The 14,291-nt window shown below is 58.2% G+C and carries 14 protein-coding genes; 6 read left to right on the plus strand and 8 right to left on the minus strand.

The window, feature by feature from the left end; genetic code table 11:
- Nucleotides 1–154: 154 nt before the first annotated feature.
- From Q0349_RS04495 to Q0349_RS04505, 3 genes are all read right to left on the minus strand, one after another.
- Nucleotides 155–874 (minus strand): HAD family hydrolase, encoded by a 720-nt coding sequence (locus Q0349_RS04495; protein ID WP_298079683.1) that lies wholly within the window; start codon nt 872–874, stop codon nt 155–157.
- A 28-nt stretch (nt 875–902) separates the two neighbouring features.
- Complete coding sequence (locus Q0349_RS04500) at nt 903–1,274, minus strand: DUF6404 family protein (protein ID WP_298079684.1); 372 nt, start codon at nt 1,272–1,274, stop codon at nt 903–905.
- A 253-nt stretch (nt 1,275–1,527) separates the two neighbouring features.
- Nucleotides 1,528–4,230: a WG repeat-containing protein gene (locus tag Q0349_RS04505; RefSeq protein WP_298079685.1), complete on the minus strand. Its 2,703-nt coding sequence runs from the start codon at nt 4,228–4,230 to the stop codon at nt 1,528–1,530.
- 127 nt (nt 4,231–4,357) lie between these two features.
- Between Q0349_RS04505 and Q0349_RS04510 the strand changes: the two genes are divergently transcribed.
- A complete protein-coding gene (locus Q0349_RS04510; RefSeq protein WP_298079686.1) occupies nt 4,358–5,833 on the plus strand; it encodes a DASS family sodium-coupled anion symporter in 1,476 nt (491 codons plus the stop codon).
- Between the two features lie 82 nt (nt 5,834–5,915).
- Here the strand turns inward: Q0349_RS04510 and uvrB are convergent, their stop codons facing one another.
- Nucleotides 5,916–7,916 (minus strand): excinuclease ABC subunit UvrB, encoded by a 2,001-nt coding sequence (gene uvrB, locus Q0349_RS04515; protein WP_298079687.1) that lies wholly within the window; start codon nt 7,914–7,916, stop codon nt 5,916–5,918.
- Nucleotides 7,917–8,027: 111 nt separating this feature from the next.
- Between uvrB and Q0349_RS04520 the strand changes: the two genes are divergently transcribed.
- Together Q0349_RS04520 and dcd are read left to right on the plus strand one after the other, a co-directional pair.
- Complete coding sequence (locus tag Q0349_RS04520) at nt 8,028–8,408, plus strand: hypothetical protein (RefSeq protein ID WP_298079688.1); 381 nt, start codon at nt 8,028–8,030, stop codon at nt 8,406–8,408.
- 17 nt (nt 8,409–8,425) lie between these two features.
- Nucleotides 8,426–8,995 (plus strand): dCTP deaminase, encoded by a 570-nt coding sequence (gene dcd / locus Q0349_RS04525; protein ID WP_298079689.1) that lies wholly within the window; start codon nt 8,426–8,428, stop codon nt 8,993–8,995.
- Between the two features lie 54 nt (nt 8,996–9,049).
- On the opposite strand, the gene Q0349_RS04530 is transcribed toward dcd, so the two are convergent.
- The 4 genes from Q0349_RS04530 to Q0349_RS04545 are packed head-to-tail and all read right to left on the minus strand — an operon-like array spanning nt 9,050 to nt 10,997.
- Nucleotides 9,050–9,496 (minus strand): TM2 domain-containing protein, encoded by a 447-nt coding sequence (locus tag Q0349_RS04530; RefSeq protein WP_298079690.1) that lies wholly within the window; start codon nt 9,494–9,496, stop codon nt 9,050–9,052.
- A gap of 60 nt (nt 9,497–9,556) precedes the next feature.
- The gene (locus Q0349_RS04535) at nt 9,557–9,958 is read right to left on the minus strand and encodes a hypothetical protein (protein WP_298079691.1); all 402 of its coding nucleotides are present in this window, start codon (nt 9,956–9,958) and stop codon (nt 9,557–9,559) included.
- A 23-nt stretch (nt 9,959–9,981) separates the two neighbouring features.
- The gene (locus tag Q0349_RS04540) at nt 9,982–10,386 is read right to left on the minus strand and encodes a hypothetical protein (protein ID WP_298079692.1); all 405 of its coding nucleotides are present in this window, start codon (nt 10,384–10,386) and stop codon (nt 9,982–9,984) included.
- 32 nt (nt 10,387–10,418) lie between these two features.
- Complete coding sequence (locus tag Q0349_RS04545; protein ID WP_298079693.1) at nt 10,419–10,997, minus strand: hypothetical protein; 579 nt, start codon at nt 10,995–10,997, stop codon at nt 10,419–10,421.
- A gap of 266 nt (nt 10,998–11,263) precedes the next feature.
- Here Q0349_RS04545 and frdA point away from each other — a divergent pair, with 266 nt between their 5' ends.
- The 3 genes from frdA to Q0349_RS04560 are packed head-to-tail and all read left to right on the plus strand — an operon-like array spanning nt 11,264 to nt 14,193.
- Entirely contained in the window at nt 11,264–13,036 is a 1,773-nt protein-coding gene (gene frdA, locus Q0349_RS04550; protein ID WP_298079694.1) for a fumarate reductase (quinol) flavoprotein subunit, read from the plus strand.
- A gap of 13 nt (nt 13,037–13,049) precedes the next feature.
- Nucleotides 13,050–13,799, plus strand: a complete 750-nt coding sequence (locus tag Q0349_RS04555) for a succinate dehydrogenase/fumarate reductase iron-sulfur subunit (RefSeq protein ID WP_298079695.1) — start codon at nt 13,050–13,052, stop codon at nt 13,797–13,799.
- 1 nt (nt 13,800) lies between these two features.
- The gene (locus Q0349_RS04560; protein ID WP_298079696.1) at nt 13,801–14,193 is read left to right on the plus strand and encodes a fumarate reductase subunit C; all 393 of its coding nucleotides are present in this window, start codon (nt 13,801–13,803) and stop codon (nt 14,191–14,193) included.
- Nucleotides 14,194–14,291 lie beyond the last annotated feature (98 nt).

Genomic DNA, 14,291 nt, shown 5'->3' on the forward strand with positions numbered 1-14,291 from the left:
TACAGGCGGTGGAGCGGGCTTTTATTGAGTATATTATTTAGGGTGGATGGCTATAAACAGGTTCTAAGAAATATATTGCCCTGCCCGCCCGCCTGACGAAAAAGCCCCTTTCACGCGCTGCGCGAAAGGGGCTAAATGCATGGCAGGTTGCTGTTTAGAGAAAATAGCGCCGGAAAATATCCGTCACCCCGTAAACCTCATCGGCATCGCTGACGTAGTCGCACACCGCCTTCACTGACTCCGCCGCGTTGGCGGGGCAGGCGGCAAAATCTGCCTGCGTCAGAATCGGCAAATCGCCGGGCGAGTCGCCAATGGCGGCGATGCGCGTCGCCTTTTTGCCGTAGTGTTCAAAGAAAAACTGCGCGCCCGTCCATTTGTTCACCCCGTGCGGGATGATGTCGAGCGCGCGCCCGGAGCAATGCAGGTCAAAACCGTCGGTCTGCAAATGCGCTTCCACCACCGCGCGCACGTCTTCCGCGCGCTTACCCTTTTCGGCGACCAGCGAAATGCACGCTTCCTTGCCGTGGCTCATTGACCAATGCACGGCGAAGCTGTCGCCATGCGCCGCGAGATAGCGCGCCATGTCGGCAATCTGTTCGCGTACTGCCGGGGTCAGTTGCGGCGCGAACACCACCTCGTCTTCCAGATAGTCATAGAGCAGCGCGCCCTGGTCGGCGACCGCATAGCGGCCAAAGCGGACGAACTGCGCGATGGCCTCGATATACGACAACGAGCGCCCGCTGCACAGCACGACTTCCGTCTCCGCATTGCGCGCCAGCGCGGCGAGTGTCTGCATCGCCGCCACGTCAAACGGCGCAAACTTGCCGCGCGACAGGCAGCCATCAATGTCGAGAAAGAGAAAATCGCCTTTCATTTCAGTCCTCCGTTGTGGTTATGTCGGCTCAAGGCGTGTTCTGGATTTCCTGCCATGTGAGCAGGCCAAATTTGCGGCGTTGGCGGCGGTAATAGTACGCCATGCCGTAACCAAAGGAGATGGTGAAAAAGATGATGCTGAACAGCCATTGTGCCCATGTTTGCGGTTGTGGCATAGACAGGAACAGGGACATGATGAGGCTGGCTATCTGCCAAAAGATGACGCCGCCGATGCCGAAGAGGATGGCGTTGGTTCTGAAATCCGCAAGGATAACGGGCGGAAGGGCGATGTCTTTTTGCCAAAGGAATTTGTGTAGCGGCGCGATTTTTTTGTAGTGCGCCGGGATGTCGGCGGCTTGCAGGTACGCCAGGGCTTTTTCGATGGTTGGCAGGTAGGGCATTATTTGCTCCTTTTGGGGTTGCGGGGATTGAATAGTGTGTTTGATTGGAATGGTGCGCCAAGGCGCACTCTATGGATATTATTCAGGCATTTGTGTAGCGGTGGGGCAAGCCCCACCCTACGTTCGTTGTTGTGCGAACATTTGGCGCAGGCCGGGCGTATGCCCGGCCTTTTTTGGTGTCGGCCATTCATGACCGACCTGCGTTTGTTGCGCGGTGTTTTTGCGGTGGGGCAAGCCCCACCGTATTTTTATGTTACGGCACGAGGATTTCGTTGCCATTCAGGTCAATGGTGTAGCGGCGTCCGCCTTTTTCGACGATGGCACGGCCATTTTCGTAGGACCAGGCGCGGTCGTACACGGGTTTGACCGCTTCTTTGCCATTCGCGTCGAGGTAGCCCCATTGGCCGTCTTTTTTGATGGCGGCGCGACCTTCGCGGTACGGCCAGGCGTCCTGGTACTGCGGCGCGACGATTTCGCGTTCGTTGCGGTCGATGTAGCCCCAGCGTCCGTCTTTTTTGACGGCGGCGCGACCTTCGCTGTAGGCGAGGACGGTGTCGTAGTGCGGTCGTACTGGTTCGTTCGGCACGAGCAGGCCGCGCGGGGTTTCGCTGGCTGCGGCGCGGTCGGCCTTGCCTGTATCGGTTGCGGCAGTCGCGGTGGCGGGGCTGGCAGCCGGGGCGGCGCTGTTGGTCGCGTTTTGGCCACGGTTGGCGGCGGTCGCTTGGTTGGCGCTCGGGCTGTTGTGGTTGGCGGCACGGGCGGCGGCTGCGCTGGCGTCGCTGTTGCCGCCGCTGCTGTAGCCGATAGTGCCGTGGTCGCTGCTGTTGGCGCTGTTGTTGTCGGCGGTTTGCTGCGTGGCGGGCTGCTGTTCGAGTTTGGCCGCGCGCGGGCTTTCGGCACCGTTGGTGGCGTCCATCATCACATTCATCAGCGCGCCACGGTCAACGGCAACGCCCGGTTTGACGGTTTTGCCTTCGGGGTCAATGGCGCGGGCGATGTCCAGCGGCAGCGCCTTGCCGCTGCGTTTGGCGGGGCTGTCGTCGCGCAGGTTGTAGTTGCTTTGGCGGTAGTCTTCGTTGCCCTCGGCTTCTTTTTTGAAGTAGGGGTTTTCGGCGCGACTGCCAAAGAGGTCCAGCGCGTGGCGCTCCAATCCGTTGATTTTCGGGTTGATGTTCGGGTTTTTGGCAAGGTCGGCGGTGCGCATCAGCATTTCGTCAATTTTGCCTGTTTTTTCGGTATCCCAAACGATGACGTAGGGTTCGTTTTCGAGGCTGCTGCGGTAGTAGGCGTTGTAGTCAAGGCCGCGGAACATATCGTTACCGGTGCGCACGATGCCGCTGTCCTGTTCGGGCAGGCTGCTTTCGTTGCGCAGCGGGTAGGCAAACAGCGGTGCCTGGCTGTCGTTTTTGACGTAGGCGCGCGAGGAGATGATGTTGTTGTACATCTCGGTGTTTTCCTGGTTCCAGGAGAGGCCGCGGCTGATGGACCAGCGTTCTTTGACCTGGCAGACGCCGTCTTTCATGTAGTTGCAGCCTTTGGCGCGCGAGTCTTCGCGGATGAGGAAGGGGCGGGAGACGCGCGAGATGGTGTTGTTGTAGATGCGGGTGTTGCTGCTGCCGGAGGCGCGGATGCCGTAGTCGCCGCCTTCGATGATGTTGGAGGCGATAATGGTGCCGTCGCTGACTTCGTCGAAGATGGCCACCGGCATATTGATGAAGTAGTTGCCGGTGACTTTGGCGTTGATGCAGCCTTCGTCGCACCAGAAGCCGGGGGCGGTGTTGTTGATGAGGTTTTCGCGGAGGTAGTTCGGCGGGCTGTCACCGTTGTCGAGGATGTTGTTGCGGAAGGTGAAGTCAAGGATGTGGGTGATTTTGACGTGGCCGATGCCGCAATAGGCGCCGCAGTCTTTGGTGAGGAATTTTTCGTTGTTGTTGCGCGCGAAGTAGTTGTTTTCAAAGACGGAGCCGTGGGCGTAGTTGGCGCCCGCGCCATTGGCACCGTTATCAACGAACTGGCTGTTGCGCAGGATGCTGTTTTTCGCGCCCGGAGCGCCTTTTTCTTTGGGGCCGTCGAAGAAGAAGGCGGAGGCACCGCTGCCGTTTTGCGCGAAGATGGCGTCTTCAACGAGGCTGCTTTCGCCGTTGACGCTGAGGGCGATCGGCCCGCTCATGTCGGCGAGGACGGGGTCTTTGTAGCCCCAGTATTGGTGCGGCGAGAATTGGGCGATGTTGATGCCGCGCATTTTGAAGCGTTTGCCGGTGCTGGTCAGCGCCCGCGCGTATTTGGAGATTTCGGCGGTACCCTGGGTCGGGTCGGAGCCGAGGTACCAGGTGACGTCGTGCGCCGGCGGGATGTTGAAGCCGAGTCGGTTGTTTTCGTTTTTCGGGTCTTTCAGGGTGGTGGGATTCGGGTCTTCGACGTAGAAGGTGCCGGGCTTGACGGCGTCCTTGCTCGCCACCTGTTTCAGCGGTTCGTCGTTGATGAAGGCCTGTTCGGGGTAGGCGGCCATGCCTTCTTTTTTCGGATCGGCGTTGGTGGTGCAGACGCGGCAGAAGCTCTGGTTGCCGGTGGTTTTCCAGAGGTTGCCTTCTTTTTGCCAGCGGTCGGCGGGGATGACTTCGGTGCCTTTCAGCCAGACTTCGCCCTGCGGCTCGGCTTGCAGGGTGATGTCGTCGCGGGTGATGAAGACGTGCGGCTCGCGGTAGATGCCGGTTTTCATGATGATGGTGGTGCCGTTCTGGCTGCGGCGTACCGCCTCGCCCAGAGTGGAAAAGGGTTTGTCGCGGCTGCCGGTCGCGCCTTTGTCGGCGGTGGTGCCGTCTGTTGCGACCCAGATGACGTTGCCGGCGGGAACGGGGTAATTCTGCGGTTTCGGGTTGTATTTGTGGTGCAACCCGGCGTGTGCCGCGAGCGGCAATGCACAGAGGAATGCCCAGAGGGCGGTGCGGTGTGTCATGTTTTTGGCTCCTTTCGTTTTTCCGATTGGAAATCGCAGTTTAGCACGGCGGGGATGGCGTGGCGGCGATTACCCCCCTTCCGGCAAACTGTTATGATGGATTTTCTTCAACTACCGGAGAATCATCATGGCTGTCAAACCCGTCCCGACCCTGATCGCGGTCGCCCTCACCCTCATCATCTGGTTCGCCGTGCCGGTACCGCAAGGCATCGACCCCGGCGGCTGGCATCTGCTGGCGCTGTTCGTCGGCACCATCGCCGCCATTATCGGCAAGGCGCTGCCACTCGGCGCGGTTTCCATCATCGCCGTCGCCCTGGTCGCCATCACCGGCGTGACCGTCGCCCCGGATGCGGCCAAACCCGCCAACCAGGCGATTAAGGACGCGCTTTCTTCCTTCTCCAACCCGCTCATCTGGCTGATCGTCATCTCCATCATGATTGCGCGCGGCGTCATCAAGACCGGCCTCGGCGAGCGCATCGGCTATTACTTCATCGCCCTTTTTGGCAAACGCACCCTCGGCATTGCCTACGCCCTCGCCCTGTCCGAAACAGTGCTGGCGCCGATTACCCCCTCCAACACCGCGCGCGGCGGCGGCATCATCCACCCCATCATGAAGTCCATCGCCACCGCCTTCGATTCCTCACCGGAAAAAGGCACGCAGGGCAAAATTGGCCGCTATCTCGCGCTGGTGAACTTCAATTCCAACCCCATCACTTCCGGGATGTTCATCACCGCCACCGCGCCCAACCCGCTCGTCGTCAGCGCCATCAATGACGTGATGGGCACCCGTTTCCACATGGACTGGACCACCTGGGCGATTGCCATGTTCATCCCCGGCATGGCCTGCATCCTGCTGATGCCGCTGGTGCTCTACCTCGTCTTCCCGCCGGAAATCAAGGAAACACCCGACGCGACCCGCTTCGCCCGTGAAAAACTCGCCGCGCTCGGCAAGGTGCGGCGCGATGAATGGTGGATGATTGGCGTCTTCATCCTCCTGCTCGCGCTCTGGGCGGACATTCCCTTCCACCTCAGCGGTGTGGCGGCGCTGAAACTGAACCCGACCAGCACCGCCTTCCTCGGCGTCGCCATCCTCCTCGTCAGCGGCGTGCTCAACTGGGGCGACGTCACCGGCGAGAAAAGCTCGTGGGATACGCTCATCTGGTTCGGCGCGCTGGTGATGATGGCCGAATTTCTCAACAAACTCGGCGTCATCGGCTACTTTGCCAACCAGATTCAGGGCGGCATCGCCACCCTCGGTCTCGGCGGCTACACCGCGATGCTCCTGCTTGCGCTCATCTACCTCTACGCGCACTACTTCTTCGCCAGCACCACCGCGCATATCTCCGCCATGCTGGTCGCCTTCTACGGTGCGGGCATCGCCCTCGGCGCGCCGCCGCTGCTCTTTGGCCTCATCCTCGCCGCCGCCGGCAACCTGATGATGAGCCTGACCCACTACGCCACCGGCACCGCGCCGGTCATCTTCAGCTCCAACTACGCCACCCTCGGCGAATGGTGGAAGGCGGGCTTTGTCACCAGCATCGTCAATTTCACCGTGTGGGTCGCCGTCGGCCTCGTCTGGTGGAAGGTGATGGGCTATTACTGATGGCAGAACGCAAAAAAGCCGGGGATTGTCCCGGCTTTTTTTATGATGCAAACCCGCGCTGCGGGCGGGCGGCAGGCCACATTCAGGCATTGTCGATATAGGCACTCTGCTCGATGTGCTTGATGCGGTCGCGCAGCGCGGCGGCGGCTTCAAATTCGAGGTTTTTCGCGTGCTCCAGCATTTGTTTTTCCAGTTGTTTGATGAGTTTCGCCGCCGCTTTCGGGTCTGCCGGGATTTCTTCGCGCTCGCGTTCGCGGTGCGCTTTTTTCGCCTTGATGGCGACGTGCGCGCCTTCCATGACGTCGGTGATTTTTTTGCGGATGGTCTGCGGGATGATGCCGTGTTCTTCGTTGTATTTTTGTTGTTTTTCGCGGCGGCGCGCGGTCTCGTCCATCGCCGCCTGCATCGAGCGGGTGATGTTCGCCGCGTACAGTATCGCTTTGCCACGGGCGTTGCGCGCAGCGCGGCCGATGGTCTGAATCAGGGCGCGTTCGCCGCGCAGGAAGCCTTCTTTGTCGGCGTCGAAGATGGCAACGAGCGACACTTCCGGCATATCCAGCCCTTCGCGCAAGAGGTTGATACCGACCAGTACGTCAAAGGTGCCGAGGCGCAGGTCGCGGATGATTTCCATGCGCTCCACGGTGTTGACGTCGGAGTGGATGTAGCGCACGCGCACGTCGTGCTCCATCAGGTAGTCGGTGAGGTCTTCCGCCATTTTTTTGGTGAGGGTAGTGATGAGGACGCGCTCGTCGGCGGCAACGCGCGCGCGGATTTCACCGAGGACGTCTTCTACCTGGCTTTCGACCGGGCGCACTTCGACTTCGGGGTCAAGCAGCCCGGTCGGGCGCACGACTTGTTCGACGGTCTGCCCGCTGTGCTGTTTTTCGTAGTCGCCGGGGGTGGCGGAGATGTAGATGGTCTGCGGCGCGAGTGCTTCAAATTCTTCGTATTGCAGCGGGCGGTTGTCCAGCGCTGACGGCAGGCGGAAGCCGTATTCGACCAGCGTTTCTTTGCGCGAGCGGTCGCCGCGGTACATCCCGTTCAGCTGCGGGATGGTGACGTGGCTTTCGTCAATCATCAGCAGCGCGTCGGCGGGCAGGTAGTCGTGCAGGGTCGGCGGTGGTTCGCCCGCCGCGCGCCCGGAGAGGTAGCGCGAGTAGTTTTCGATGCCGGAGCAGTAGCCGAGCTCTACCATCATTTCCAAATCAAAGCGGGTGCGCTGCTCAAGCCGCTGCGCTTCCACCAGTTTGTTTTGCGCGGTCAGCACGGCAAGGCGGTCGCGCAGCTCTGCCTTGATTTGGTCGATGGTGTTGAGCACGGTCGCGCGCGGCGTGGCGTAGTGGGTTTTCGGGTAGATGGTGATGCGCGGCACGGCTTCGAGCATTTCGCCGGTGAGCGGGTCGAAGTAGCGGATGCTTTCGATGGTGTCGTCAAAGAGTTCAAAGCGCACCGCGTACCAGTCGGATTCGGCGGGCATGATGTCGAGCACGTCGCCCTTGACGCGGAAGGTGCCGCGCAAAAGCTGGGTGTCATTCCTCGTGTATTGCAGCTCGGCGAGATGCGAGAGGACGTCGCGCTGGTCGATGGTTTCGCCGCGCGAGAGGTGCAGCCGCATTTGCCGGTACTGGCTGGGGTCGCCCAGGCCGTAAATGCTGGAGACGGAGGCGACGATGATGGTGTCGCGCCGCTCAAGGATGGCCTTGGTGGCGGAGAGGCGCATTTGCTCGATGTGTTCGTTGATGGAGGCGTCTTTTTCGATGAAGGTGTCGGAGGCGGGGACGTAGGCTTCCGGCTGGTAGTAGTCGTAGTAGGACACGAAGTACTCCACCGCGTTATGCGGGAAAAATTCGCGCATTTCGCCGTAAAGCTGCGCGGCGAGGGTCTTGTTCGGCGCGAGAATCAGCGCCGGGCGCTGCGCGCGGGCGATGACATTCGCCATGGTGAAGGTTTTGCCGGAGCCGGTGACGCCGAGCAGGGTTTGCTTGGCAAGGCCGTCTTCAAGGCCTTCCAGCAGTTGCTCAATGGCGGCGGGCTGGTCGCCGGAGGGCTGGTAATTGCTGACGAGTTGGAAAAGGTCGCTCATGGGGGTTCCTGAAACGGGTGACGGCGACATTATAGGGCGGCGGCGGGGCAAGTTTTTGCGCGCCCTGCCAGCGCCGGGTAGAATCTGCGCGCCTGTTACCGGAGAATCCCCATGCGCAACCTGTTCCCCTTCCTCATCGCCCTCGCCTTCCCGCTTGCCCACGCCGCCGACAGCGCGCTGGATGCCGCCCGCCTCTTCTTTGAAGCGGTGCGCGACCAGCAGGGCGCTGCCGCCGTCGCCCAGCTTTCCATCCCGGACGACCAGCGCGACGCCTTCCAAAAAATGATTGATGACGGCGACATCACCCGCATCTTCGCCGAGCACGGCGGCATTGACCACTTCAGCATTGACGAAACCGGCGTCAAGGGCGAGCAGCAGCAGCTCGTCCGCGTCGCCGTCCACACCAAAGACGGCAACAGCGCGCCCTTCGGTAACATCCTCATCATCCGCACTGCCGACCGTGGCTGGCTGGTGGACAGCCGCAGTTTCTAACCCAACCCGGAAACCCCATGAGCATCAAAAACGACCGCTGGATCAAAAAGATGGCCGAACAGCACGGCATGATTGACCCTTACGAACCCGGCCTCGTCAGCCACGACAAAAACGGGCGCAAAATCGTCTCCTACGGCACCTCCAGCTACGGCTACGACGTCCGCTGCGCTCGCGAATTCAAGGTTTTTACCAACATCAACAGCGCCATCGTTGACCCCAAGGCCTTTGACCCGCAGAGCTTTGTCGATATCGAAAGCGATGTTTGCATCATCCCGCCGAACAGCTTTGCCCTCGCCCGCACCGTCGAATACTTCCGCATCCCGCGCGACATCCTCACCATCTGCCTCGGCAAAAGCACCTACGCCCGTTGCGGCATCATTGTGAATGTCACCCCGCTTGAGCCCGAATGGGAAGGCCACGTCACGCTGGAATTTTCCAACACCACGCCGCTGCCGGCGAAAATCTACGCGCACGAAGGCGTCGCGCAAATGCTGTTTCTCCAGTCCGACCAGCCCTGCGCCATCTCCTACAAAGACCGCGCGGGCAAATACCAGGGACAAACCGGCGTCACCCTGCCGCGCACCTGAAACGCCAAAACACCATAAAAAACCGGGCATCGCGCCCGGTTTTTTATCGCCCGCTCAAAACCACGGACGCCTTCCCTGCACATAAATCCGCTCAAAATCCTCATCTGGTTTACAGGCATAAATAATGCACTCAACCAGCCCAATTACCCCGGCAATAATGGTTGGAATGCCAAAAAGCAACATACCGGGGAAAAAACACAGCAGCATGATAATTCCCTCCCTGGTATAACCGAGGAAAAACTTGTGCACGCCAAGACTGCCCAAAAAGAAGGCAAGCAATGCAGCAGGCAACTTTTTTGAAGAGGTAAAAAGCAGCGGACGCTCAATGCGGTAAATCTCTCCCGCACGCTCACCCGCAGGCGAAAAATCCACTTCCTGACCATTTTGCGGCGCGATATTGCTTTTCCAGTCGTGCTGCACAAAGACATAGCGTTTGCCGTCTTCACCGGCAATCAATCCATTTTGATTTTGCGGATTATAATCAAGGATGGTTCCTTTCATGATGTACTCCAACTAATATGTAGCATCGCTACGGATTAAAACAAGGGTTAGCCGTCTCGCTTAATTTCTAATACCGACCAAATATACCGAAAACATCCACAGCACACAACTTGCGACAACAACAGCGAGCTGCACTGACCACGATGAATGCAGGTACCAATGAATAAAAATCAGAATGGCGCCAAGAAAGCCGCAATGCCCGGCAATATAAACCCGTCGCTCCTCATTGAGCCGATGGAATAACGTCCCCTTACGGATTTTCTTGCCATGCAGGCCAACGATATAAACTGCAAAAAGCCACAGCACACAGCCGAGTGATACCAGCAATAACATTTGCCAGCCTGTACTGACGGTATAGCCTTTTTGAAGCGCCAATACAAGGCCAAACCAGCCGAGCAAGTCTGCCGTGTTTTTGCATTGCGCCGGATTCTGTTTTTTCTTCAAGAAAAGTTCAATACCCATAAAAGCTCCATAGTAGCCAAAACTTATTTATCTTTGATACCAACCAAAGCAATACAAAAAGCAAAAATAATCATGACAAGAACAAACAAAAGCAAAATATGCCACCATTTATATTCCAGGATACTGGCGTTTACAATCAGCAACATTCCCAGAGCAGTACCACTATCCGCAATAAATGCGCGCTGCTCGTTATTGATCCGCCGTAGCAGCATTCCTTTTTTCTTGAATGCCCTGCCACCAATGCCCGCCAGATAAACGGCGAAAAGCCAGATGATACAGGCAGTAAGCGAATACAACAGGATTCCTGCCCAACTGGTGTTGATGTAAAAATGTGCAAACATTAGTAGCGCAGCAATCCAGCCCAGGATATTGGCGATTTGCCGCCGTTGCAGTGGGTGCATTTTTTTGAAAGCCGTTGCAAGAGACATATTGATTTTCCTCCACATGATAGAAACGGTATTTACCAGGAATATGAATGCGCCTTGACGATGCGACCATAGCGCGTATGCCAATAGTTGCAAAGATAAAAAATATCTTGCGGCAGTAAAGCCCGTTGGACAGCCGGCATCTGCACGGCCTCGCCAATGGCGAATATTTTCCACCAATATTCCGGGGCAAACCGTCCCAAACTGCGACTGTCAAGCCGTATATATTCGCCGCTGATATAAAAACGGACAAACAGAACAGACAGGGAAAGTTCGATGATTCCTTCATAAATTTTCCTCTGCGGCGCGTGCAGGTCGCAGACGATGGCAAACAGGCAAACGGCTATTAGTAAAACCAACAGCGCGGAAATGAGGCGATTAACGCGACAATGGGCGCGAATAACGCGGAAAACGTCAAAATAGCGCTCCGCCGCTTCCGCCTTGCGGTCTTCGTCAATCAGTTTCTGAATGTCGCCCAGCTCGCTGTTAATCATAATCTCGCCGCGATACAGCGCGCGCATCCGCTGTTTACGCTCAAAAGTGCCAATCAGGTCGCCATTTCTTTCCATTGCCCGTACTCCAGTTTTGACGCCCAGGCATTGTAGCAGCGCCATAAAAACGCCCGCACCGCGACAATTTTGTCTGCGCCCTGCCCGCTTTATGTGAGTTCATGTTGGCAAAAACGCACAAATCCACAACATCTTCGCCAAAACGGTGCCATTCTTGCCAAAATACTTGCGCAGGCTTAGTAAATTAGAACCCTTCTTGTTCTCATAACAGGCTATTTTTATTCAGAAAAAAGCGTTTTCCCCTGCTGACGCCCCGGTGAATCATGTTAAAATGCCCACATTATTAACAGAGGCATAACAAGAGGTACTTTATGGATATTATCCAGTCCGATGTGGCCATCATTGGCGCCGGAGGTTCCGGGTTACGCGCGGCGATTGAAATCGCCCGCAGCGCACCAAACGCAAAAATCACCCTGATTTCAAAAGTCTATCCGATGCGCAGCCATACGGTTGCGGCAGAAGGCGGCTCGGCAGGCGTGGTGCGCGACGATGACTCGCTGGAATACCACTTCAACGACACCGTCTCCGGCGGCGACTGGTTGTGCGAACAGGACGTGGTGCAATATTTCGTTGAACACGCCACGGAAGAAATGATTCAAATGGAGCACTGGGGCTGCCCGTGGTCGCGTCTGCCCGATGGCCGCGCCAACGTGCGCCGTTTCGGCGGGATGAAAATTCCGCGTACCTGGTTTGCCGCTGACAAGAGTGGCTTCCATATGCTGCACACCCTGTTCCAGACCTCGCTGCAATTCCCCAACATTCACCGCCTCGACGAACACTTCGCCCTCGATTTGATTGAATCCAACGGCGAGCTGCACGGTGTCCTCTGCTATGACGTGCAGAATGGCGTGCTGCGCGCGGTACAGGCAAAAGCAGTCATCATCGCCACCGGTGGCGCAGGCCGCGTCTTCGCCTTCAACACCAACGGCGGCATCGTCACCGGCGACGGCATGGCGCTTGCCTACCGCCACGGCGTGCCATTGCGCGACATGGAATTTGTGCAGTATCACCCGACCGGGCTGCCCGGCTCCGGCATTTTGATGACCGAAGGCTGCCGTGGTGAAGGCGGCATCCTGACGAACAAAGACGGCTACCGCTATTTGCAGGATTACGGTCTGGGGCCGGAAACACCGATTGGCGAGCCGAAGAACAAATACATGGAACTCGGCCCGCGCGACAAACTCTCGCAAGCCTTTTACCACGAGTGGAAAGCAGGCCGCACCATTGAGAACCCGCGCGGTGCGGTGGTCAACCTTGACTTGCGCCACCTCGGCGAAGCCTACCTCACCGAACGGCTGCCGTTTATCTGCTCGCTCGCGAAAAAATTCGTTGGCGTTGACCCGGTACACGAGCCGATTCCGGTACGCCCGACCGCGCACTACACCATGGGCGGCATCGAAACCAATTCCCGCTGCGAAACCCGCATCAAGGGGCTGTTTGCCGTCGGCGAATGCTCCTCCGTCGGCCTGCACGGCGCGAACCGCCTCGGCTCCAACTCGCTTGCCGAGCTCTGCGTGTTTGGCAAGGTTGCCGGGGAAGATGCGTGGAAACACGCGAGCAGCGCAGGCTATTTCGCCAGCAAGGAACAATTCGCCGCAATGGCGGAAGAAGCCTGGAAACCGTTTGCCGAGCTGAAGAACCGCAGCGGCGGCACGGAAAAACCCAGCGACATCCGCAAAGAGCTGACCAGCATGATGGAAGCGGAAATCGGCATTTACCGCAGCGCCGAGAACAGCGAGCGCGCCATTGCCAAGCTGAACGAGCTGAAAGCGCGCTACGAAAAAGTGCGCGTTACCGACCACAGCGACACCTTTAACACCGACTGGCTGACCACCATCGAACTGGGTTACCTGCTGGACGTCGCCGAAACGATGATTTATTCCGCCGAAAGCCGCACCGAGTCGCGCGGTTCGCACCAGCGCCTCGACTACCCGGAGCGCGACGACGACAAATTCCTCAAGCACACCCTCGCCTTCCGCCGCGATGGCGCAAAACCGGAAATTGCCTACAGCGACGTCTGCATCACCAAATCGCAACCGGCAAAACGGGTGTACGGCGCAGAAGCAGAAAAGGCAAACCACTGAGAGGCAATCCGTCATGAGCAATAAAATCCGAATCAACCTGATGCGTTACCGTCCCGACGAGGACGAAAAACCGTGGGCGCAGCCCTTTGAAATCGAATGGACGCAGGATATGTCCATCCTCGACGCCCTTGCCCTGCTGAAAGACGACTTTGACCCGTCCATCGCCTACCGCTGGTCCTGCCGCATGGAAGTCTGCGGCTCCTGCGGCATGGTGGTCAACGGTCAGCCGCGCCTTGCCTGCTCCACCTTCGTCCGCGAATTTGCCGACGTCGGCGAAATCACCATCGGCGCGCTCGACCAGTTCCCGATTGAAAAAGACCTGGTCGTGGACCTTGACCCGTTTATCAACAAACTGAACGCGGTCAGCCCGTTCATCATCACCAAAAACCCGCGCGCGCTCGCCGAAAAAGAATACCTGCAAACCCCGCAGCAACTGGCGAAATTCAAGCAGTACACCATGTGCATCAACTGTATGCTCTGCTACCAGGCCTGCCCGCAAATCGGCATCAATGCCGACTTCCTTGGCCCGGCGGCCATTGCCCTCGCCCAGCGCTACAACCTCGACAACCGCGACCAGGGCAAAAAATACCGCTTCAGCGCGCTTAACGACGAAAACGGCGTCTGGCCGTGTACCTTCGTCGGTGCCTGCTCCAACGTCTGCCCGAAACACGTTGACCCGGCAGGCGCCATCCAGCAGGCAAAAGCCGCCGCCGCCCCGTACTGGGCAATCGGCATGGTAACGAGAAACAAAAAAGAGGCATGACATGGCACGCAAACCCTACATCCACCAGCAACCCGACGGCTGGTACAAAAAAAGCAGCTTCTATATCTGGTACATGTGGCGCGAAGCGACCGCCATCACCACCGCCATCACCGCGCTCAACCTCTTCTACGGCATCGCCTGCCTTGCGGGCAGCCAGGAAGCATGGCTTGGCTGGATAGCCTGGCAGAAAAACCCAATCATGTTCCTGCTGAACCTCATTGGCATCGCAGGCGCCCTGCTCAACAGCAAAACCTGGTTCGAGGCAATGCCGAAAGCCATCCGCATCCAGCGCGGCGAAAAATTCCTGCCCGACCAGGTACTTATCCGCGCGGGCTGGGGTGCCTTTGGCGGCGTCCTTCTCATCCTGCTGATTATCGTCGCCTGGCTGGCATAAGGAGCAAACCATGAGCGCAAACACAAGCGAAAAAACCGCAAACAAAACCTACTGGTGGCACTTCAATTACGAACACGCCCGCCACCTGCGCCACTTCA

It is taken from the genome of uncultured Cardiobacterium sp. (assembly GCF_938028185.1).
Classification (GTDB): domain Bacteria; phylum Pseudomonadota; class Gammaproteobacteria; order Cardiobacteriales; family Cardiobacteriaceae; genus Cardiobacterium.